The sequence below is a fragment of the [Clostridium] scindens genome (genome assembly GCF_019597925.1).
Classification (GTDB): domain Bacteria; phylum Bacillota; class Clostridia; order Lachnospirales; family Lachnospiraceae; genus Clostridium_AP.
This window is the reverse complement of record NZ_CP080442.1, coordinates 179,619-198,751: the sequence shown is the minus strand read 5'-3', so window position 1 is coordinate 198,751 and position 19,133 is coordinate 179,619. Positions and strand designations below refer to the sequence as shown.

The 19,133-nt window shown below is 49.8% G+C and carries 17 protein-coding genes; 2 read left to right on the top strand and 15 right to left on the bottom strand.

Annotation, left to right across the window (positions count from 1 at the left end; translation table 11 throughout):
* Positions 1-12 precede the first annotated feature (12 nt).
* Positions 13-2,223 (top strand): DNA topoisomerase III, encoded by a 2,211-nt coding sequence (locus K0036_RS00920; protein WP_220430488.1) that lies wholly within the window; start codon positions 13-15, stop codon positions 2,221-2,223.
* Between the two features lie 63 nt (positions 2,224-2,286).
* Here K0036_RS00920 and K0036_RS00915 read toward each other — a convergent pair whose 3' ends face one another.
* The 12 genes from K0036_RS00915 to K0036_RS00860 form a co-directional block, all read right to left on the bottom strand.
* On the bottom strand, positions 2,287-4,353 hold the full coding sequence (locus tag K0036_RS00915; RefSeq protein ID WP_220430487.1) for a HelD family protein: 2,067 nt from the start codon (positions 4,351-4,353) through the stop codon (positions 2,287-2,289).
* 67 nt (positions 4,354-4,420) lie between these two features.
* On the bottom strand, positions 4,421-5,050 hold the full coding sequence (locus K0036_RS00910; protein WP_025646076.1) for a DUF1847 domain-containing protein: 630 nt from the start codon (positions 5,048-5,050) through the stop codon (positions 4,421-4,423).
* A gap of 5 nt (positions 5,051-5,055) precedes the next feature.
* Positions 5,056-5,541 (bottom strand): glycine/sarcosine/betaine reductase component B subunit, encoded by a 486-nt coding sequence (locus K0036_RS00905; RefSeq protein WP_025646078.1) that lies wholly within the window; start codon positions 5,539-5,541, stop codon positions 5,056-5,058.
* A 30-nt stretch (positions 5,542-5,571) separates the two neighbouring features.
* A complete protein-coding gene (gene prdD, locus K0036_RS00900) occupies positions 5,572-6,327 on the bottom strand; it encodes a proline reductase cluster protein PrdD (protein ID WP_220430486.1) in 756 nt (251 codons plus the stop codon).
* A gap of 269 nt (positions 6,328-6,596) precedes the next feature.
* Complete coding sequence (locus tag K0036_RS00895) at positions 6,597-7,700, bottom strand: DUF3810 domain-containing protein (protein WP_220430485.1); 1,104 nt, start codon at positions 7,698-7,700, stop codon at positions 6,597-6,599.
* An 86-nt stretch (positions 7,701-7,786) separates the two neighbouring features.
* Positions 7,787-8,425, bottom strand: a complete 639-nt coding sequence (locus tag K0036_RS18910) for a YczE/YyaS/YitT family protein (RefSeq protein ID WP_025646084.1) — start codon at positions 8,423-8,425, stop codon at positions 7,787-7,789.
* A complete protein-coding gene (locus K0036_RS00885) occupies positions 8,400-9,737 on the bottom strand; it encodes an MATE family efflux transporter (protein ID WP_220431254.1) in 1,338 nt (445 codons plus the stop codon). Before K0036_RS00885 ends, K0036_RS18910 begins: the two co-directional genes overlap by 26 nt.
* A 131-nt stretch (positions 9,738-9,868) precedes the next feature.
* Positions 9,869-10,489 carry an ABC transporter ATP-binding protein gene (locus K0036_RS00880; RefSeq protein WP_220430484.1) on the bottom strand — a complete coding sequence of 207 codons (621 nt, stop codon included), beginning with the start codon at positions 10,487-10,489 and terminating at the stop codon, positions 9,869-9,871.
* 88 nt (positions 10,490-10,577) lie between these two features.
* Positions 10,578-11,495, bottom strand: coding sequence for an ABC transporter ATP-binding protein (locus K0036_RS00875; protein ID WP_025646089.1), 918 nt, complete (start codon positions 11,493-11,495; stop codon positions 10,578-10,580).
* Positions 11,496-11,506: 11 nt separating this feature from the next.
* Positions 11,507-12,331: an ABC transporter permease gene (locus K0036_RS00870; protein WP_220430483.1), complete on the bottom strand. Its 825-nt coding sequence runs from the start codon at positions 12,329-12,331 to the stop codon at positions 11,507-11,509.
* Positions 12,328-13,323: an ABC transporter permease gene (locus K0036_RS00865; protein WP_220430482.1), complete on the bottom strand. Its 996-nt coding sequence runs from the start codon at positions 13,321-13,323 to the stop codon at positions 12,328-12,330. Before K0036_RS00865 ends, K0036_RS00870 begins: the two co-directional genes overlap by 4 nt.
* Positions 13,323-14,951, bottom strand: a complete 1,629-nt coding sequence (locus K0036_RS00860) for an ABC transporter substrate-binding protein (RefSeq protein ID WP_173694840.1) — start codon at positions 14,949-14,951, stop codon at positions 13,323-13,325. The genes K0036_RS00865 and K0036_RS00860 overlap by 1 nt, the downstream gene beginning before the upstream one ends.
* Before the next feature lie 213 nt (positions 14,952-15,164).
* On the opposite strand from K0036_RS00860, the gene K0036_RS00855 reads away from it, so the two are divergent.
* Complete coding sequence (locus K0036_RS00855) at positions 15,165-15,767, top strand: AAA family ATPase (RefSeq protein ID WP_025646096.1); 603 nt, start codon at positions 15,165-15,167, stop codon at positions 15,765-15,767.
* 158 nt (positions 15,768-15,925) lie between these two features.
* Here K0036_RS00855 and K0036_RS00850 read toward each other — a convergent pair whose 3' ends face one another.
* The 3 genes from K0036_RS00850 to K0036_RS00840 all read right to left on the bottom strand — a co-directional run bounded on the left by K0036_RS00850 (position 15,926) and on the right by K0036_RS00840 (position 18,995).
* Positions 15,926-17,257: an MATE family efflux transporter gene (locus K0036_RS00850; protein WP_025646098.1), complete on the bottom strand. Its 1,332-nt coding sequence runs from the start codon at positions 17,255-17,257 to the stop codon at positions 15,926-15,928.
* Between the two features lie 13 nt (positions 17,258-17,270).
* Entirely contained in the window at positions 17,271-17,711 is a 441-nt protein-coding gene (locus tag K0036_RS00845; RefSeq protein WP_173694841.1) for a MarR family winged helix-turn-helix transcriptional regulator, read from the bottom strand.
* Positions 17,712-17,825: 114 nt separating this feature from the next.
* Positions 17,826-18,995, bottom strand: a complete 1,170-nt coding sequence (locus K0036_RS00840) for an MFS transporter (protein ID WP_238106934.1) — start codon at positions 18,993-18,995, stop codon at positions 17,826-17,828.
* Between the last annotated feature and the right edge of the window lie 138 nt (positions 18,996-19,133).

The following is a 19,133-nucleotide window of genomic DNA, read 5'->3' as shown; positions in this document are numbered from 1 at the left end:
AGACTATCATATATGAAATCACTCGTACTGGCTGAAAAGCCTTCTGTAGCCCGCGACATTGCCCGGGTTCTGGACTGTCACAAGAACCTGCCGGGTGCCATCGAGGGCAGCAAATATATCGTGACCTGGGCCCTGGGGCATCTCGTAACCTTGGCTGACCCGGAGGAATATGACAAAAAGTTCAAAGAATGGAATATGTCCTACCTCCCCATGCTTCCGGAAAAATGGGAGCTGGTGGTCATCAAGCAGACCTCCAAGCAGTATCACAATGTCAAGACCCAACTCTTCCGCAAGGATGTATCGGACATTATCATTGCCACAGATGCCGGGCGGGAAGGCGAACTGGTCGCCCGCTGGATCCTTGACAAGTCCGGCTGCCATAAGCCGATCAAAAGGCTGTGGATCTCATCCGTTACGGATAAGGCTATCCGGGAAGGATTCTTAAGTTTAAAAGACGGGCGCCAATACAATAATCTGTATTACGCAGCAAAAAGCCGCGCTGAGGCCGACTGGCTGGTGGGCATCAACGCCACCCGGGCGCTGACCTGCAAGTATAATGCCCAGTTCTCCTGCGGACGGGTACAGACGCCTACCCTGGCAATCATTGCCCGCCGGGAAGAAGAGATCCGTACCTTCAAGCCGGAAGAATACTATGGCCTTTCCTGCGTCGCCGGCAATGTAAAATGGTCCTGGCAGAATGAAAAAAATGGAAGCCTGCGCTCGTTTCAGCGTTCTTTCATCACGGATCTGGAATCCAGCCTCAAGGGTCAGGCTCTGCAGATAACGGATGTCCAGAAGTCCGCCAAGAAAACGTTTTCTCCGGGCTTATACGACTTAACGGAACTACAGCGGGATGCCAACCGGCGTTTTGGCTTCTCCGCCAAAGAGACCCTGAATATCATGCAGCGCCTCTATGAGCAGCATAAGGTCCTGACTTATCCCAGAACGGACTCCCGCTACATTGGCTCCGACATCGTTCCAACCATCAAGGAGCGCCTGAAAGCATGCAATATCGGACCTTACAAGAAGTTCATACCTTCGCTTTTAAAAGCGCCTATAAAGACCAGCAAGGCGTTCGTAGATGACGCGAAGGTCAGCGACCACCATGCCATCATCCCGACGGAAGAATATGTCCAGCTGGAGCATATGAGCAACGATGAGCGCAAGATCTATGATCTGGTGATACGGAGATTTATCAGCGTCCTCTATCCGGCCTTCGAATATGAGCAGACTACTTTGAAGGCCTCCGCCTGCGGCCAGGCCTTTACTGCCAAAGGAAAGGTCATCCGATCTCCTGGCTGGAAGGCTATCTATGATTCCTCCAGCGCAGCTGACAGTTCTTTCCTGGATGATCCGGAAGAAGACGATGCCTCCTGGCAGTCCTGCGAACAGCCCCTGCCGCTCCTTAAGAAAGGAGAGCAACTATCCATCAGCCAGATTTCCCTGACGACAGGGAAGACAAAACCGCCTGCAAGGTTTACCGAGGCGACCCTGCTGACTGCTATGGAGAATCCGGTCAAATACATGGAGTCCCGGGACGCAAAGGCGCGCAAGATGCTTGGCGAGACCGGAGGGCTTGGAACCGTGGCCACAAGGGCGGATATTATAGAAAAACTATTCCACTCCTTCCTGATAGAGAAAAAAGGAAATGAGATTCTCATCACTTCCAAAGGAAAGCAGCTTCTGGAACTAGTTCCCGAGGACTTAAAGAAGCCGGAACTTACGGCCAAGTGGGAACTGGAACTTTCCAACATTGCCAAAGGCGCCCACAAAGATGCCCAGTTCCTTGCCGAGATACAGGATTACACCAAGGAACTTATCCAGGAGATCAAGACAGCGGACGGTACCTTCCGCCATGATAATCTGACCAATACCAAGTGTCCAAGATGCGGCAAGCGGATGCTGGCGGTCAATGGAAAGAACGCGCGCCTCCTGGTATGCCAGGACCGGGAATGCGGCTACCGGGAGACCATTGCCCGGCTGAGCAATGCCCGCTGCCCAAACTGCCACAAGAAGATGGAGATTATCAAAAAAGGCGAAGAAGAGACCTTTGTCTGCGCCTGCGGATACAAAGAAAAACTCTCCGCTTTCAAGAAGCGAAGAGAAAAAGAAGGCGCCGGAGTTTCCAAAAAAGATGTCCAGAACTATCTGAAGAAGCAGAAGGAAGAACCAATCAATAATGCTTTTGCAAACGCGCTGGCGAATATCAAGATTGACACATAGATTGCAAATGCATATCCATAATTCAGGCACGGAATGGCCTCTCCCATTCCGTGCCTGCTTTTCTTACCCCTCCAGGCAATATACATATAATTCATGAAGGGCTCTGGTGGCACAGATATAGGCGGCCTGCCCAAGAAGTGGATTCTCTTTGTCCCCCTGAATCTCAAATACCTGGTCAAACTCCAGTCCTTTCGCGAGATAGAAGGTCGTAACCGTCAGTCCCTTCTTAAATAAACTGCTATCCCGGTCAACATAGGATGCCTCAATGCCTCTGTTCTTAAGGAGCCGATAGATAGCAATGGCTTCCCCTTCCGTCATTGTAAGAACTGCTGCCGTCTCGTATCCCTCGCTGCTCCTCGCAGCGTTGGCGCTATTTTCCTCATTCTCTCCCAAGTTCAGATTCTCGCAGATTGCATCCAGCATCTCTTCCGCTTTGGAAAATGTCTGTTCTTCTACTGGCTTCCCATGCCGGTTCAGAAGTTCCGTTCCTTCGATGCCGCTGATCCGTGCTGCATAGTCTGCAATTTCTACCGTATTGCGGTAACTCTTATCCATCACGATCTTACGGATTCCCTTTCCGAATATCCGGGGCAGGAAGGCAAGCACGTCATGGGGCTTTTCATCCAGCGTCTGCGCCCGGTCTCCCAGGATCGTCATCCTGCAGGAGAACAGATTCTGAAGGATGACATACTGAAGATACGAATAATCCTGCATCTCATCTATGACCAGATGCTTGATATGCTTATGGGCTTTCGTTCCCTTCAGCCTGTACTTAAGATAGAGCATGGGAAACACATCCTCATACTCGATCAGGCGCTTCTCATATGAGGCCTTGGGAAGTTTCGGATACCCGCATTCTTCCATAAGCATATTGTAGATCTCATAGATATCCTTTGTCACATACATCTGATCAAACTTACCTTGAAGCCGTTCCCTCTCCTCGTCAGAAAGGGACCTGCCATGCAAGGTCTCGTATGCGTCAATGAAATACTCCATTACCGCATCCATCCTTGCAAGAAGCGGCGTCTCTTTAAACTTGAAGTAGAACAGACGGATCAATTCCTCCTCGGTCAATTTCATTTCCCGGAATTCCACATCCTTAAAATCCAGAAGTGCATCTTCCAACGAAGCAAGGAAGCCCTCCGTCTGCCCGATGAATGCCTCCGACTGCTTCTCGTGGTATCGTTCTGCGCTCCTGGCATCCGAACATCGCATCAAGCGTTCCAGCTGATGGTATCTGTCCTCGCAGTCCGCTGCCGTATCCTTCAGTTCCCGATAGGCAAACAGGTCAAAACTCATTTCCCGGATGTTCTCCTCCCCCAGTTCCGGAAGAATATGGGAAATATAGTCGGCAAAGACGCTGTTGGGCGACAGGATCAGTATGTTGGAAGACTTCAGGTTCTTACGGTCATGGTAAAGAAGGTACGCGATGCGGTGCAGGGCGACGCTCGTCTTGCCGCTCCCCGCTGCTCCCTGGATTGCCAGGATCTTATCCTTGGTGTTGCGGATAATGGCATTCTGCTCCTTCTGTATGGTACGCACGATATTTTTAAGCCTGACATCGCCGTTCTTTCCCAGTTCTTCCTTTAGAATCTCATCATCGATCTTCGTATCGCTCTCAAAGGCATAGATGAGTCTTTCGTTCTTAATCTTGTACTGCCACTTAGCACGGATCTCCCCTTCTATCCGGCCAGCCGGGGCCTCGTAGAAGGCCGGGCCGCTGTCATAATCGTAGAACAGGCCGCTGACCGGGGCCCGCCAGTCGTACACCATAGGCCTCATCCCCAGATGCGGCGCAAAGTTTCCGATACCGATATAGTATGGCTCCATCTCTCCCTCGCAGATAAAGTCTACTCTCCCGAAGAATGGGGAAGCGATCATCTTCTCATACCTGTGCTTCTGCATCCATTTTTCCTGATTGGCATTCACCTGATGCAGCAGCGCCTGCTGATTATCGTAATCCTCATAGCCATACTGGTCCATCTCCGTATAATTCTCCCAGTAATACTCGTGCATGTTTTCAATCTCCTGCTGGCCTTCTGCAAGAGACCGGTCGATTTCTTCAAGCCTGGTTTTTATTTTTTCTGTCACGTCCGCTAAAAACAGCGCGCCATCATACTGTCTGTCCATCTGATTCTTATATCCTCTCCTGTCAAGCTGACCTTTTAAGGCTGTCTGCTTCTATTCTGTCCAGTTTTTATTTATTTAATTTCTCTTTGTAATAACTATCCGCCGTGTAAAGCGCAGCCACCGGGTTATGCCCCAGCACTCTGTCTTTTGTCACCGCTGTAGTCACGATCGCGTCCGAATATTTATAGAACAGGCTGTCATGTCCTACGCACAGGCCAACCACTACGTTCAAGTCCGTTTTCTGCTCATTGAGAAGCTTGGCCTGAAGAATCGGATTGCACATGTTCTTCCCGATCCCGGTACATTTCTCTGGTATTCCGATGTCAACCTTTGGCACGACGCCCACTTTGCAGGCAACACCATACACTTCAAATCCATGATTCCTGAATATTCTTGCTAAAGTACGGCTCTCTGACAGCAAGCCGACACAGGTGGCGATACCAATCTTCTTCGCCCCGATCTTTTCAGCAAAAGCCATGATCTCCTGTACTCTTGTGTACTGGCAGTAATGCTCGTATTCCACTTCCGCCGCTGCTACCATCGTCGCATGATTCTCTTCTTCCCGATAGCACTCCAGCGCATCCTGCAATACTTCCTGGTTCAGATGCGTGGTCACGCAGAATTCTGGAAACGCCTTATCTTCCTTATCACAATTCTTTACTGCACAGTCAATACATGACATCTTTTCAATCTCCATTTTTCCTACCTCTGTTCTTTCTTTCTCATTTTTAATTTCAGCATTGCCAGCGCCTTTCTGGCATCCAGCTTATTTACCGTATTCTCGGCAAGTACCGTCGTCTCATCCCCGGCCTGCCCCATCTTGTCGATCGTCTTATAGTAGGACAGCACGCCATCCAGATGATCATTCTGCACCACGAAGTCCTTCGCCGGACACATGCTAAGAGCCACCACTGGCACATCCCTTACTTCTGCCGCTTCAATGGCATGGGCATAATCAACGTGATTATTGCCAATCCCATTGCAGGAGAAAATGGCTCCGTCCGCCCTCATGCATTCCAGGCTGACCCCGACCCGCTCCGCTGACAGATATTTATCCTCATTCTTATCCGGCGATCCCACAATGATGATGCCCCTCAGATTGACTTCCGGGTCTTCCGATACGGCTTCTACCAAAGGATCCCTGTAATAATGCAGGGAAGTTTCTTTCATGCTTGTTCCAATTCCCATAACTGCACCTCCATACTTTATCGTCGAATCCTAGTCCATCGCGCGCATAATGCCATCCCTGAATTCATTGGGCGTCACCAGCGCAGGCATGCAGCCCATATCAATGACAGACTTCCCGCCTTCGAATCCGCAAGGCTCATGTCCGAACATCCGTGTATCATATACGGCGCCTTGCCCGGATACTTCCTTTACAATATAGACATCTTTTTTCCCCGGCTCATACGTCTCCTGAAAAACATGCTTTTCTGCGCACTTGTATCCATTGAACTTCTTCATTTGATCCCGGAATATCTGGCAGAATGTATCGCAGGCGCGATGGGCTGCTTCCGGGCCCGGACGGTCCGCCCAGGATCCTTCCTTAAGGACTACGTCAAAGGAGATCAGCATATCGCTCCTAAGCGGCGTTCCTGCCCGCCCCCAGGCAATCTTCTCCTCGAGTATTCCGTCGCTGGCTCCAAAATTGCACACCTGGCGCCCGCTCTCATCCACGCCGGTAAGGAGCACATATACGCCTGTCAGGGTATGGGTAATGCCCTCCCCCACCCGTCCCAGCACTTTTGTTGCCAGAGGAATCACATCCATCACCGTGTTGGTATGCTGCTGGTGCTCATCCGGCATGATAATACGGATATCAATCTCCTTAATCAATGGTTCCTGCGCCAGAATCTTGTCTGCAATATTCTTGCAGACCGTCATCCTGCCATCCACCGTCACCCGATTCTCATCCCCATAGCACAATTCTGTGACAGGGTACGCCTTAACCGTCAGCCTTGATCCTACATTCATATACTATCAGCCTCCTTCTTTATCCTACTGATTCCTTCCTCCTTGTCTAATTCCGGATTCTCTGAAATAGGTTTTCCTCCTTGTTTAATTGCAGGAGGCTCCCTTCTCGCACCCTATTCATTCCGGAACCTCTCTGCTGTTTTCCTGGGGTTTTTAAGCATTGAGATTTCCGAATAGATGCCGGTAGGCAATAGATTGAAGATACGGCATATGCCGCTAGAGTATTAGAAATATAATGCTTTATTCATATTCTAGCATAGACTGAATGTCTACGCCAGAATAACTTGCAAATAATAGGCGACGATCAGATCGACCATGCGGTCATAACTTTTCACCCCGTCATCCTGGCCGTTTGCCTTCAAATAGGTATCATTCACCTTGTTGGATACTTCTGCCACTGCCCCGTCATATCTGGCCCAGTACTCCCGGTTTGCCGCAAGATCCGGCTCCACTTCCGGCGCCAGCGTCTGCCGTACTTCTTCCCACGCGTCATAATCTACCGTATGCAGAACGCTCATACAGTAGACCCATCCCAGCAGATTCCCGCTGTATCTGAACTGGACGTTAACTGATCTGCTACAGGCCAGATAGGCGATGAAATTGGCTTCCTCTTCCTGCATGAATCCTCTCAGATGGGAAAGTTCGTGGCAGGCGGTAAAAGGAATATTGTAATCTGTCATCCCGCTGTTATAATTCGCTTCTACGGTAAACGGCGAATAGACCCCTGTCAGATTCTGGATAGAGAGTATCCAAGGCACCAGCAATCCCTTAGGCCGGGGATAATATCCGGCCAGTTCCGGATATTCCTTCCCCAGGCTCCTCATTGCCTCTGCTGCGTATTTCTCCATCGGGATATCCAGTACCATCACTCCGTCTTGATCGCGCTCCACCTGGCTGCTTGTCTCATTTACCTTCTGGGTAAGCCACTGGCAGACTTCTTTTAAATCGCCCGCCGTATAGTCTTTTACTTGGATGCCCGAACTCTCCGAGAAGGATTCCCGGTGGTAGTTGACCCCGCAGTTTAATACATAGAGAAAGAACAGAGAGGCCGCAAGCAGGAACACGCCCATTCCCCAGGAACACGCCTCCTTCTTCCCTGCCTTTCCTCTCACTTCTTTTATAATCAGCACTCCTGCAGACAATAGAATAATGACAATCATGATATACAGAAGAACTTCAGACACGGAAAAAGGAAAAAGGTTCATCAGCCTGCCTGTGGTTCCCACCCAGACCGGATACACCTTCGTGCTGTACCAGTGGGCAAACTCCTGGGATAATCTGGAGATAAAAAGCAGTGCAAAACCGGCTGCCAATAATATGCAGCCGGCGATTCCTTTTATTCGGTTCGTTCTATGTAGTCTCTTCCTCTTCATAACATGCCTTTCCATCTTGTCTTTCCTTCGCGATATGTCCTGCCAATATTCTAACATACCAGCAAAGAATAGGAAAGCGGCGGACACTATAAGTCAATATGTTCCAGTACTTTCTTCTCCCATTTCATACACCATCCCATCAGTGGCCCCAGCACCAGCATTCCCGCTATCGTCCCCTCGCGAATCTTCAAGGTCAGGCCAAAGGCAAATGTCAGGGCCAGAGAGATTATAATGCAGGCTGCATCCGCTGACAGGCGCAGTTTGGCAAAATCAATTCCATACCTGCTGCTTATGATATAGCAAGTTCCCTCTACAGGCATGGTAATGATATCCATGATCGTCAGCGCTCCAATAAAAAGCGCGAGACCTATATAGGATAACGCCCACAACAGCATCCTGACAAAGTAGCTGTGTATCTCAAAAACCAGTACATGATAGTATACTGCGTTCGTTACAATACCGAAAAGGATGGCTACTGGAATCTGTAAGAATTTCACAGGTGGAAATTCTTTCTTCAGAATCAGCAGCTGGATCGCCACGCAGGCCAGATTCCCCACTATGCTGAATGTCCCTACCTTTATTCCGGTAATCTGATATACATTCATGCTGACAGAATCCCAGCAGGCGCACACGCCGATATCGGCCTTCATACTTAATGTCTGGGAGAATGCCGCCAGTATGATCAGCAGGGCAAGCAAACTATATTTCACAACTTTCTTTTTCATTCGTCTTCTCCAATGTTCGTAAAAATGGTATCAAAAGCGGCAGCGATATTGCGAATGTCATAAGATCGGCCGCCGTCTGGGCAATCTGCACGCCTGCAAGCCCCATAAAAGACGGAAGGATCAATATCAGCGGGATGAAGCAGATGCCGCTTCTTAGCGATGCCAGAAAAGATGCCTTCCCACTCTCCCCTACGCTTTGGAACATCATATTCGTACATACCGTAAGCGGCTGGAAGAAGCAGGCGACACACTGGAGCCGAAGCGCCGTCACGCCGATTCGGATAACCTCCGGGTCATCCCGAAACAGGCCGATAACATCAGCCGACACGAGCAGTCCCATCGCCGCGAGCCCGCCCAGGATGATCTCGCCTGATGCTGCTGTAAACCAGAAGCCTTTCTTCACCCGGTCGTATTTTCCCGCACCATAGTTGAACGCAGCCACCGGCTGATAGCCTTGCCCCAGGCCAAGCCCTACAGAAAAGATCAGCATGCAGATCCGGTTCACAATACTCATGGCAGCCACCGCCGCATCCCCGTAGACGCCAGCCTGATGGTTAAGAAGCATGGTGGATATACTGCCAAGCCCTTGACGGATCAGGCTGGGGAATCCCGTCTTTACGATCATTATCACATCTTCCGCCTTCTTCGTCACCAGACGGATCGAAAGTTTGCTCTCTGTCTTCCCAGTAAGAAACATGCCAAGGAGGATAAGGAAACTGATCATCTGTGACAGCGCCGTAGACAGCCCGGCTCCGGCAACGCCCAGGTTCAGATAGAACATCAGGATGGGATCCCCGATCATATTCAGAATCCCGCCCGCGGTAAGCCCCACCATGGCGTAGGCCGCCCGCCCTTCATAACGCAGGATGTTATTCAGCACGCAGCTGCTGGTCATGAATGGCCCTGCAAGCAGAATAAAGAATCCATACTGCCTGGCATAAGGCAGTATCGTCTCCGTACTGCCCAGCAGCCGCATAAATGGAGTCAGGAATAGAATTCCCAGGGCTCCAATCAATGTTCCAAACAGCAACGCCATGAAGAAACTGGTGGACGCGAACCTGCTGGCGCTTTCCTTATCCTTCTTCCCCAACTTGCGGGAAATGAGGCTCCCTGCCCCATGGCCGAACATGAATCCGAATGCCTGAAGAATCGCCATCAGGCTGAACACGATGCCCACAGCCCCGCTGGCGCTGGTCCCTGCCATGCTCACGAAATATGTATCTACCGTATTATAGATATTCGTTATCAGCATGCTGATGATCGTGGGGATGCCAAGCCGCGTTATGAGCCGTGGCACTGGCGTCTCCGTCATTTTTATGTACTGTCTCGTCTGCCGTTCGTTCTCTATCCTGTCCACATTATTCCCCCCAAGCCGCTTTCCCTTCTTCTATGCCTATATGTATACAATAAAATAAGTAAATAAGGGCAAAATATTGTCCCTACTTACTTATTATATGCAGTCTTGCTCAAATTTGCAATTCTCGTGCAGACATGATCAAGCAAGGGCTTGTTGTGGCTGACTACGATCAGTCCGATCTGCCTTCGCCCTACTTCCTTGACCAGGAAGTCCCATATCTGGCTCTGAGTGATCAAGTCCAGCATGGTACTGATCTCATCTGCTAGTAAAAACCTTGTCCTTTTCCCCAGCGCCCTGGCTATGCAGAATCGCTGCAATTCGCCGCCGGATAACTCTGTGGGAAACCGGTTCATCCAGTCTTCTTCGATCCCTAGCTCCCTCCAGACTCGTTCTTCAACCTGGTCTCCTTCCAGAATCACGTCTCTCATACGCATCCTTGGATTGACAGCCATCTCCGGCTGCTGCCAGATCATCTGAACCGGGCAGTAGCCGTTCTCCTGGCTAAGAGGCCTTCCATCCAGAAGAACCTGGCCTCTTTCCGGCTTCAGATAACCGGAAAGCAGTTTGCACAGAGTTGTCTTCCCATATCCGCTGGGTGCCATAATGCCCACCCTCTCCGTGTGTTCCATTTCAAAATCAAAGTCTTCAAGAATCCTTGGACTTCCATTTCCATACTGGTAAGCAACCCCGCGTGCCTCTAATCTCATATTCCTGCCTCTCCTATCTCTTTAATCTCACTTGCCTTGCGGCCACCAGGCCTTGGACCTCCTGATTTTTCACCCTGCGGCAGATCGACTATCTCGCATGCAGGCATCTGACGCGCCCATCCCTTAGATGTCGCAGTGGAACTTCCCTCACACACTCCTTTGTATATGACTGGCATCTGGGAGAAAACGGACACCCCTCAGGCATATCCTTGGCATACGGCTGCGTGCCTTCAATAGTCTGGAATCCATGCATTGGCATGGCCCTCCACAGCGCCTTGGTATAAGGATGGCGCAGCGTCTCTTCCTTCTCGAAATCACAGGCTTTGGCTTCTTCCACCGTGCATCCCGCATAGAAGACGACAATCCGGTCTGCCACTTCAAGCGCCAGTTCCAGATCGTGGGTGATCACCAGCACACCAGCCCCCATATCCGCCAGTTCCCGAAAATGCCCCATGGCCCTCTTTGCCACCTTTAAGTCCAGACCCGGCGTCGGCTCATCGGCAATCACCAGCCTGGGTTCTTCAATCAGGGCGGTTGAGATCAGAATCCTCCGGTTCATTCCCCCGGAAAGTTCGAAAGGGTACAGATTCTGCACATCCTCCTTCAACTCATACCTGGAAAAAATGTCTCTTAACTTCTTTTTCGTAGTTCCGTCTTTTCTCCCTTTGCGGATCTGTGGACCTATTTTCATCAGAGGATCCAGATACGCAATGCTCTGGGGAACCATGACGATCTCGTTTCCCCTGAGTTTTTCAATTCTCTCCTGTGTCAGTTCGCTGCCACAATAGGCCATATCGCCTTTTATGGAAGCATTATAAGGCAAAAGCCCCAGAATCGCATGGGCCAGCAGACTTTTCCCTGAACCGCTGGAGCCTACCACTGCCACCATCTCCCCGGCGTTCACCGTCACATCCAGGCTGCGGATCACGTTCAGCTCGGTCTGGCGCATCCCCTTATCATACTGCGTAAACGATATATTCAGATCCTTGATATTCAGTAATTCCATTTTCTCTTCTCCTATCCGTGCACGCTTCCTGGATCTGCAATCTTGCGAAGCCCTTCCCCTGCTACATAGAACATGGCTACAGTCAGTGCCAGGAATATTCCGGGATACAGGGCAAGCCACCATTTTCCCGTCACCAGATGCTTCATAGATTCTGACAGCACGATACCGATCGCGGGCTGCTGTGCAGACAGGCTGAATCCCAGGAAGGTGATGCTGGACTCATGCAGGATCGCATGGGGAAATAAAAGCACCAGCCCTACCAGGAACTGGGGCAGCAGATGGGGCAGCATGTGCTTTCGGGCAATGTACCATCTGCTCTTTCCAAGTTTCTGCGCAACCTGTATGTACGGACTTTCTTTAAGCTGTAATACTTCCGCCCGTATCAGGCGGGCAAGGGATGGCCAGTGCGTCAGCGCGATTCCCAGGGCCACGCCTCTAAGCCCTTTGCCCAGAGCCACTGAGATCAAAAGCAGCAAAAGGATATGCGGGATTCCAAGTATCAGATCAATGATAAACGTAATGACCTTATCCACAGTCTTTCCAAGTGTCGCGGAAGCAATCCCCAGAATCAGGGCAATACATGCGCTGGCCCCGGCTGCCAGGATTCCAAGAAAAATGCTCAAAGACAGTCCTTTCAACGTCCGCGCCAGCATATCCCGTCCCATCCAGTCCGTGCCAAAAAGATGTCCCGCTCCCGGAGGAAGGTTCTTCTGAGTAAAGTCTGTCGCCACTGCCAGTTCAGAGCAGATAGAACCTCCGATAAATACGGCAAGAAGGAAGGCCGTCGCCAGCGCCACCCCTGCCATTACTCTCTTTCTACGGTTCAAATGCTTCATTGTGCCTCCCCTCCTCTTCTGATTCTAGGGTCAACCAGCCCATAGAGGAGATTGGCGATCAGATTGCCTCCAAAGACGAACAGGGCGGTGACGATGGTAATCGCCATCAAAAGCGGCATATCGCTTCCAAGCCCTGCCGCTACCGCCGCCTGCCCAATCCCCGGATAGGAGAACACCTGCTCTACAAGGACGGAGCCTCCGATAATCTCGCTGATGGCCGCAAAGTGCAGCGTAATCGCGGGAAGCAGGACGTTGCGGAATCCATGGCGCCAGAAAAGCCTCCAGCCCCTCTCTCCTCTGGCTAGCGCAAACAGCATAAAGTCGCTTTCCATGATATCTATCGTCTTCTCCCTGGTATGAAGCGCGATATTTGATACGCCGGTAATGCTCAAAGTAACCGCTGGCAGAATCGCGTGATACACCCGGTCCATGAATGTAACCCCGCTGGCCTCCACTCCGATCGGCACGCTAAGCCCAATAGGCAGTATTTTCAGCCATACTCCGAATACTACCAGCAGAAGAAGCGCCAGCCAGAAGGTGGGCGTGCTGGAGATCAAAAGGCAATAGCCCTTGATTCCCTTGTCTATCAAACGTCCCTCATTCATCCCGGCGACCGCTCCCAGCGCAAATCCCAGTATCCCCGAGATCACCCAGGCAAGCGCCATCAGGAAAAGGGAATTCGACAGTTTGACCGCGATCACGTCCTTGACCGGCTGACGATACAAAAGGGATGTCCCCATATCGCCTGTAGCGAAATCGGCGGCCCAGGACAGGTACTGCCGGACAGGGGATGTCCCGACTCCCCAATATTCACGCAGCTTCTCAATCTGCTCCTGGCTCATGCTGCCCAGCGCGGCCTGCCCGACGTTCGCCTGAAGCGGGTCTACCGGGGAGGCCTTCATAAGCGCGAATGCCACCATGCTGGTCAGGATCACCAAAAGCAGCGCCCGTATGATGTTTTGAGTGATCTTAATGGCATAGCGCCTTTTCATTATTTGTCCTCCCAGAACCACTGATCCACATTATTTACTATAGACCATCCATGCCCATGAGGATGGATCTTCTGATCCGCGATCGCTAGGCCGTCCCTTACAAAATACAGATGATCTATATTGCACAGCCAGATCCATGGGATATCCCCTTCCTGGGTAATGCCAGTGTTTCCATCCCACTGGGCCTTTTGCCATAATTCATAGGAATCTTCCAATGAGCCTGTGGCAAGCGCCTGATCCATATACTGGTCTACCTTTTCATTAGCGTAAGGCGAATACTCCGCCTGTCCAATACCTTTTCCTTCAAGAGTATGATAAATATTGTACAGTTCCATCGGCGTATGGGCGCCCCAGCCCCACATTAGCGGCTCTGACTGGGCCCTGTCGTACGCCACATCCCAGCCTACGCCCTCGGTCTTCACTTCAATCCCGATTTCCCTCAGCTGATTGGCCGTATCTTCCGCAAGCGCCTGGCGGACGCTGTCCCCGGTGCTGAACATCAAGGTAAAGGCTGCTCTTTCCCCGTTCTTTTCCCGGATGCCGTCTTTGCCCTCTTCCCATCCGGCCTCCGAAAGAAGCCTTTTTGCTTCCTCCTGGTCATATTCCACCTCGCACTGGCTGTTATACCAGGGCATCTTGTCACATACGCTATAGGCCTGGGTTCCGTATCCATTCAGCACATTTTCAATCATCTCTTCCCGGTCTATTCCGATATTGATCGCCCGCCTTACATTCACATCTGCCGTAAACGAGTTGCCGTAAGTAATGCCCTCCTTTTCCCGCGGCTTGCCGCACGGCAGGTTAAATCCCCGGTTGTCTACCGTCTGCACGGCCAAAAGACTGTAGCCTTCTACGTTCTGCTCGCTGTAAGAAGCCGCAGTATGCGCCACATCCACTTTTCCAGCCATTGCTGCTGCCAGCGCAGCGTCCTCTTCCATGAACAGAACCGTAACTTTCTTAATTCTTGGCTTCTCCCCATAATAGTCCGGATTGGCCTCAAAGATCACCTGCTGTCCTTTATCCCACTGCTTCATGATATAGCGGCCAGAACCCATCGGATTCTGTCCATACTTCTCGTCATAGGCATGTTCCGGGACGATTCCCACTACCGCCATAGTATAAGGCCAGATAGAAAATGCTCTTGTCATATGGAACTCAATAGTCTTATCATCCACTGCCACAGCCTTATCCAGCATGGTAAAATCATTGACTGTGCTCTTATCCTTGCAATTATTATAAGTAAATGCCACATCCTCCGCCGTCAGAGGCTCCCCGTCCGTGAACGCCGCGTCATCACGGATCGTGACCGTCCAGGTAAGGCCGTCAGGGCTTACCTGATAGTCTGTTGCCAGATCCTTTTCAATCTTAAGATCTTCTGTCGTCTTAGTAAGAGTGCTTTGGATCAGCGGCTCATGGACGTGTTCTCCCGCTCCCCAGCCATAAGCCGGATCAAATCCAGATTCAGGCTCTGACGTTGCGGGCATGGTTACCACAACCTCATCCATCAGCCGGTCTTCCTCCCTCTCTACAGAACCTCCATCTGGAGAGCCGCTTTTGCCGCAGCCTGCAAGAAGGCCCGCCACCAGCGCAATGCTTCCTAAAATACTTATCAGCCTTTTCTTCACCATTTTCCTCCTCCAAAACCATCCTTTTCACCAAGTATATCATTGCATTTTGGGGGTCACAACCCCGGTAGGGGGTCCTTTCAAACAGCCAAAAAAGCTGGACAGAATATCATTTCCACTTCTTTCTTTACACATTTTTCCGGGCATGTTACACTGAAATTAGTAAAGGAGTCCACCCTAACAAAGGACTTTCCTAATAGAAAGCGGGGTATATATATGAGTAAACGTGTAATTACCATCGGACGGCAATTCGGAAGTGACGGGCGCATCATCGGAAACGCTCTGGCAGCAAAGCTTGGGATCAACTGTTATGACAAGGAACTCATCAAACTGGCATCCGAACAGATCGATATTCCCTATGAGCAGTTAAAGCGTGTAGATGAAAAACGTGAAAAGCCCTGGTCTTATCAAGTCGATCTGGATTCCGGCCTGGACCGCAGATATCGATATGAGCACATTGACGAGAAACTGTTTGAGACCCAGTCTGACGTGATCTTAAAACTTGCCGAAAGGGAGGACTGCATCATCGTAGGCCGCTGCGCTGACTATGTCCTTAAAGACTGCCAGACGAGCCGCCACGTCTTCTTGTATGCGCCTTATGACGACCGTATCCGGACAGTCATGGAGCGTTATTCTCTGGATGAGAAGAAGGCGGAGCAGCTGATCCGCAAGGTAGACAAAGACAGGAGCTACTACTACAACTATTATACGGATCAGTATTGGGAAGATATGGAGAATTACGACCTCTGCCTGGATACCGCTGCCTTCGACAGAGAACAGCTTCTGGATATCCTGGCGAAAGTCTATGAACAGATCTGACATCGCTATCGCATAGATCGCATAAAACCTGTCCGTCAAGAAAGAGAGAACCCTGTGGAAGGTCAAGGCTTTGAAAAAGCCTGAATTCTACAGGGTTCTCTCTTTCTTAAATATCAGGGGCTAAAATCGGTACTAACCGACAGCCCTCTCTTCGCACGTTACAGATATCCGTATTTCTTTCTCTGTGCCACACAGAAGATGGCTGACACGCAAAGCGCCATGATTTCTGCCGCCACCACCGCCAGCCAGACGCCATCCAGCCCCAGGAATATTGGCAGGAGCATAACCGCGCCGCTCTGGAATACCAGTGTCCTGAGAAATGAGATAGTGGCGGATACCACTCCATTTCCAAGGGCGGTAAAAAAGGCAGAACTCCAGATATTGAAGCCGCAGATGATAAAGAACAGGGCATAAATCCGGAATCCATGGCAAGTCATCTCGAATAATTCCCTATCATAGCCTACAAAGATCTCCACCAATGGACCGGAAGTAATCTCCGCCAAAGCAGTCAGCACGATCCCCGTTAAGCCGATAAGCCCCAGGCTCTTTTTCAGCAGATTCTTTAATTCCGTCCGGTTTCCAGCCCCATAATGATATGAAACGATGGGTGCCGCACCGATAGAATAGCCAATATACATGGAAGAAAACACAAAATTCACATACATGATGACGCCATAGGCCGCGATCCCGTTTTCTCCCGCTACTGCCATCAGCCGGAAATTATACAGCATATTTACCAGGGACATAGAGACGTTGGTCATCAGTTCTGACGAGCCATTGGCGCAAGCCTTGAGAATCACATTTCCATAAAGCCTGGTTTTCGTAAATCGGATCAGCCTGTTTCCCTTCCCCGCAAAATACAGGATAGGCGCGACTCCTCCAACCACTTCCCCCATGGCCGTGGCAACCGCCGCTCCTACGATTCCCCACTTGAAGATTACAATAAATACAAAGTCCAGCACCACATTCGTAAGTCCCGCCATTATAGATACTTTCAGGCTTAATTCTGGCCTTTCGGCAACCACCAGGAAGTTCTGAAATACATTCTGCAGGAAGAACGCCGGCATCGAGCACAGCGAGATTCTCGCGTATATCACGCAATATTCCAGCATCTCGCCCCTGGCTCCCATGGCGGCCATGATCGGGCGCGCAAAGATAAAGCCTGTAATCCCGAATACCAGGCTTAATACTGCCGCGGCAGCAACAAGAAGGGTAAAATATTGGCTGGCTCTGTCTTCCTTTCCTTCTCCTAATGTCTTGGAAACTATGGCGCTGCCTCCTGTTCCGATCATGAATCCAATGGAGCCCAGCCCCATCAGAAGAGGCATGGTCAGATTAATCGCCGCAAATGGAGTCTTCCCTACAAAGTTGGATACAAAGAGCCCGTCTACGATGCTGTATAAGGATGTGCAGACCATCATGACAACAGATGGCAGCACGAACCTAATAAGTTTTCTATAAGTAAAGTGATCTGATAGCTGTATTCTCATGAGTCCCCCTAAATCATAATATTTGTTCCGCTTTTTCCCGTAAAAGAGAAGCATACTTCCTGGTCAGCCTGATCAGTTCCCTGCTTTCTTTTTGGGTCATAGCGGCAAATGTACTGTTTTCCGCTTCTATTACCGGAACAATCTTTTCCCGGATCAGTTCCTCGCCTCGAGGCGTCAGGCAGATATGCATATCGCGGCCTTTTCCCGGACGGAGGCATACATACCCATTCTTCTTAAGATTGCTGATGGAAGAATTGACCGTCTGCTTGCTGATATAATAAATCTTCGCAATATCTTTTTGCAGGCACCCGTCTCCCAGTTCCGCCAAAGCGTACAGTATAATAAATCCGCTGTCCGATATTCCCATCTTCAAGGCTATCTCATGATATATCTCATCCACTTCTTTATAAAGGCAGTTAAACTCTCTCAATTCATTTCCAAACGTATTTTCCATAAGCCTCTCCTTAGTCCGATTCCGTACTCACAACAGACGTATTATAGTACGGAATCGGACTTGTGTCAACCCGCCATGCAGGAAAACGTCCCTTGGGAGAATGTCTTAATTTACTTATTGGCAGCGTTGCCCAACCGGCTTCTTCAGAAAAAGCACGAGGACAATTCCTACTAGCTGATGAAGCGAAGCTGCCACAAACGCCAGCGTCAACGAATTAAAATGAGCCAGCATAATGCCTACTAATGGTGATATTCCAATCGTTGCAAGCGTAGTAAGCGGCAGCGCAAATCCCCATATTATCGAAAAATTCTTTTTGCCATAATAATCGCCAACAGCAGTAGTCACGATAGGCAGCCCCATACTCATCGGAAATGGACAGCATATCAAAGGGATAATCCAGGTAAGATAACTGCAGTTTACAAATACTATGCTTATAATTCCAACCGCCCCCATTAAAAACGCGAGTATAAAACTTTTCTTTACCCCAAGATAGTCAACAATGGTCCCGATAAACAGCGTGAAAATAAACGTCGTAACACTCAGGCCCGATATAAAATAAGTGGCCTGCATTCCTCCCATCCCATTCATTTCAAGATGAGTGATGGAATAATTCATAACTACAATAAATGGCGTACAGATGAATCCATACAAAATTCCAAGAATCCATATCTGCGGAGTCTTAAGAGCCGATTTCACATCCCAATCTTCCGGCTCGTCCGCCGGCTCATTCGTTATCCGCTTCTTTTTCTTCAATTGCTTTGGCTTCAGGCCTTCTTCAATTTTTAATCCCATTTCTGCCGGGCGATCTTTCATCCAGAAAAACTGCGGAAGGGCTGTTATACAGAAAAGAAGAAGCCCGCAAAGCCACATTGTGGTCTTCCACTCAAAAGTCCTTAACATCCAGGCGATTATAAGAGGAAAGATAACTCCTCCTGCATATGAAAACGTCATTAACATACTGCTCATCTGGCCTCTTCTGTTTTCCCACCAATTATTGATTACTGTAGTACAGGCAAGATTATCATTAAAATACATTGATACGCCAACAGCCAGGCCAAATCCAAATACGAATCCCCATGCTGAATCAAAGTATCCGCATATAATAACAATTATAGAAGTTAATAATGTTGTCCAAAAAATAGTCCGCCGGGGGCCAAACCTGGCCAGTATAATGCCTACGAGCGGAGATATTGCAGAAGGAATAAGCCGCATAGAATATGCCAGGCCTACAATTGCTGCATTCCACCCTTTCTTCAGAATGCCCGCGGCAATAAAATTCCCCATACAAGACGACAAGATTCCATAAGATCCCATAATTGTCAAGCCTGCCAGGAACGTCACAAAATATCCATAATATATTTTTGATTTCAAGACTTTCTTCTCCTTTCCACATGGTTATCCTTCAATATTTTGTTAAAATTA

Coding starts and splice junctions, on each gene's coding strand:
- K0036_RS00860 (WP_173694840.1), bottom strand. CDS start 14,951: ATGGTGAAGAAAAGGCTGATAAGTATTTTAGGAAGCATTGCGCTGGTG.
- K0036_RS00840 (WP_238106934.1), bottom strand. CDS start 18,995: ATGGGGAATTTTATTGCCGCGGGCATTCTGAAGAAAGGGTGGAATGCA.
- K0036_RS00885 (WP_220431254.1), bottom strand. CDS start 9,737: ATGACGGAGACGCCAGTGCCACGGCTCATAACGCGGCTTGGCATCCCC.
- K0036_RS00920 (WP_220430488.1), top strand. CDS start 13: ATGAAATCACTCGTACTGGCTGAAAAGCCTTCTGTAGCCCGCGACATT.
- K0036_RS00845 (WP_173694841.1), bottom strand. CDS start 17,711: ATGGAAAATACGTTTGGAAATGAATTGAGAGAGTTTAACTGCCTTTAT.
- K0036_RS00865 (WP_220430482.1), bottom strand. CDS start 13,323: ATGAAAAGGCGCTATGCCATTAAGATCACTCAAAACATCATACGGGCG.
- K0036_RS00910 (WP_025646076.1), bottom strand. CDS start 5,050: ATGGAGATTGAAAAGATGTCATGTATTGACTGTGCAGTAAAGAATTGT.
- K0036_RS00895 (WP_220430485.1), bottom strand. CDS start 7,700: ATGAAGAGGAAGAGACTACATAGAACGAACCGAATAAAAGGAATCGCC.
- K0036_RS00880 (WP_220430484.1), bottom strand. CDS start 10,489: ATGAGATTAGAGGCACGCGGGGTTGCTTACCAGTATGGAAATGGAAGT.
- K0036_RS00905 (WP_025646078.1), bottom strand. CDS start 5,541: ATGGGAATTGGAACAAGCATGAAAGAAACTTCCCTGCATTATTACAGG.
- K0036_RS18910 (WP_025646084.1), bottom strand. CDS start 8,425: ATGAAAAAGAAAGTTGTGAAATATAGTTTGCTTGCCCTGCTGATCATA.
- K0036_RS00915 (WP_220430487.1), bottom strand. CDS start 4,353: ATGGACAGACAGTATGATGGCGCGCTGTTTTTAGCGGACGTGACAGAA.
- K0036_RS00870 (WP_220430483.1), bottom strand. CDS start 12,331: ATGAAGCATTTGAACCGTAGAAAGAGAGTAATGGCAGGGGTGGCGCTG.
- K0036_RS00850 (WP_025646098.1), bottom strand. CDS start 17,257: ATGAGAATACAGCTATCAGATCACTTTACTTATAGAAAACTTATTAGG.
- prdD (WP_220430486.1), bottom strand. CDS start 6,327: ATGAATGTAGGATCAAGGCTGACGGTTAAGGCGTACCCTGTCACAGAA.
- K0036_RS00875 (WP_025646089.1), bottom strand. CDS start 11,495: ATGGAATTACTGAATATCAAGGATCTGAATATATCGTTTACGCAGTAT.
- K0036_RS00855 (WP_025646096.1), top strand. CDS start 15,165: ATGAGTAAACGTGTAATTACCATCGGACGGCAATTCGGAAGTGACGGG.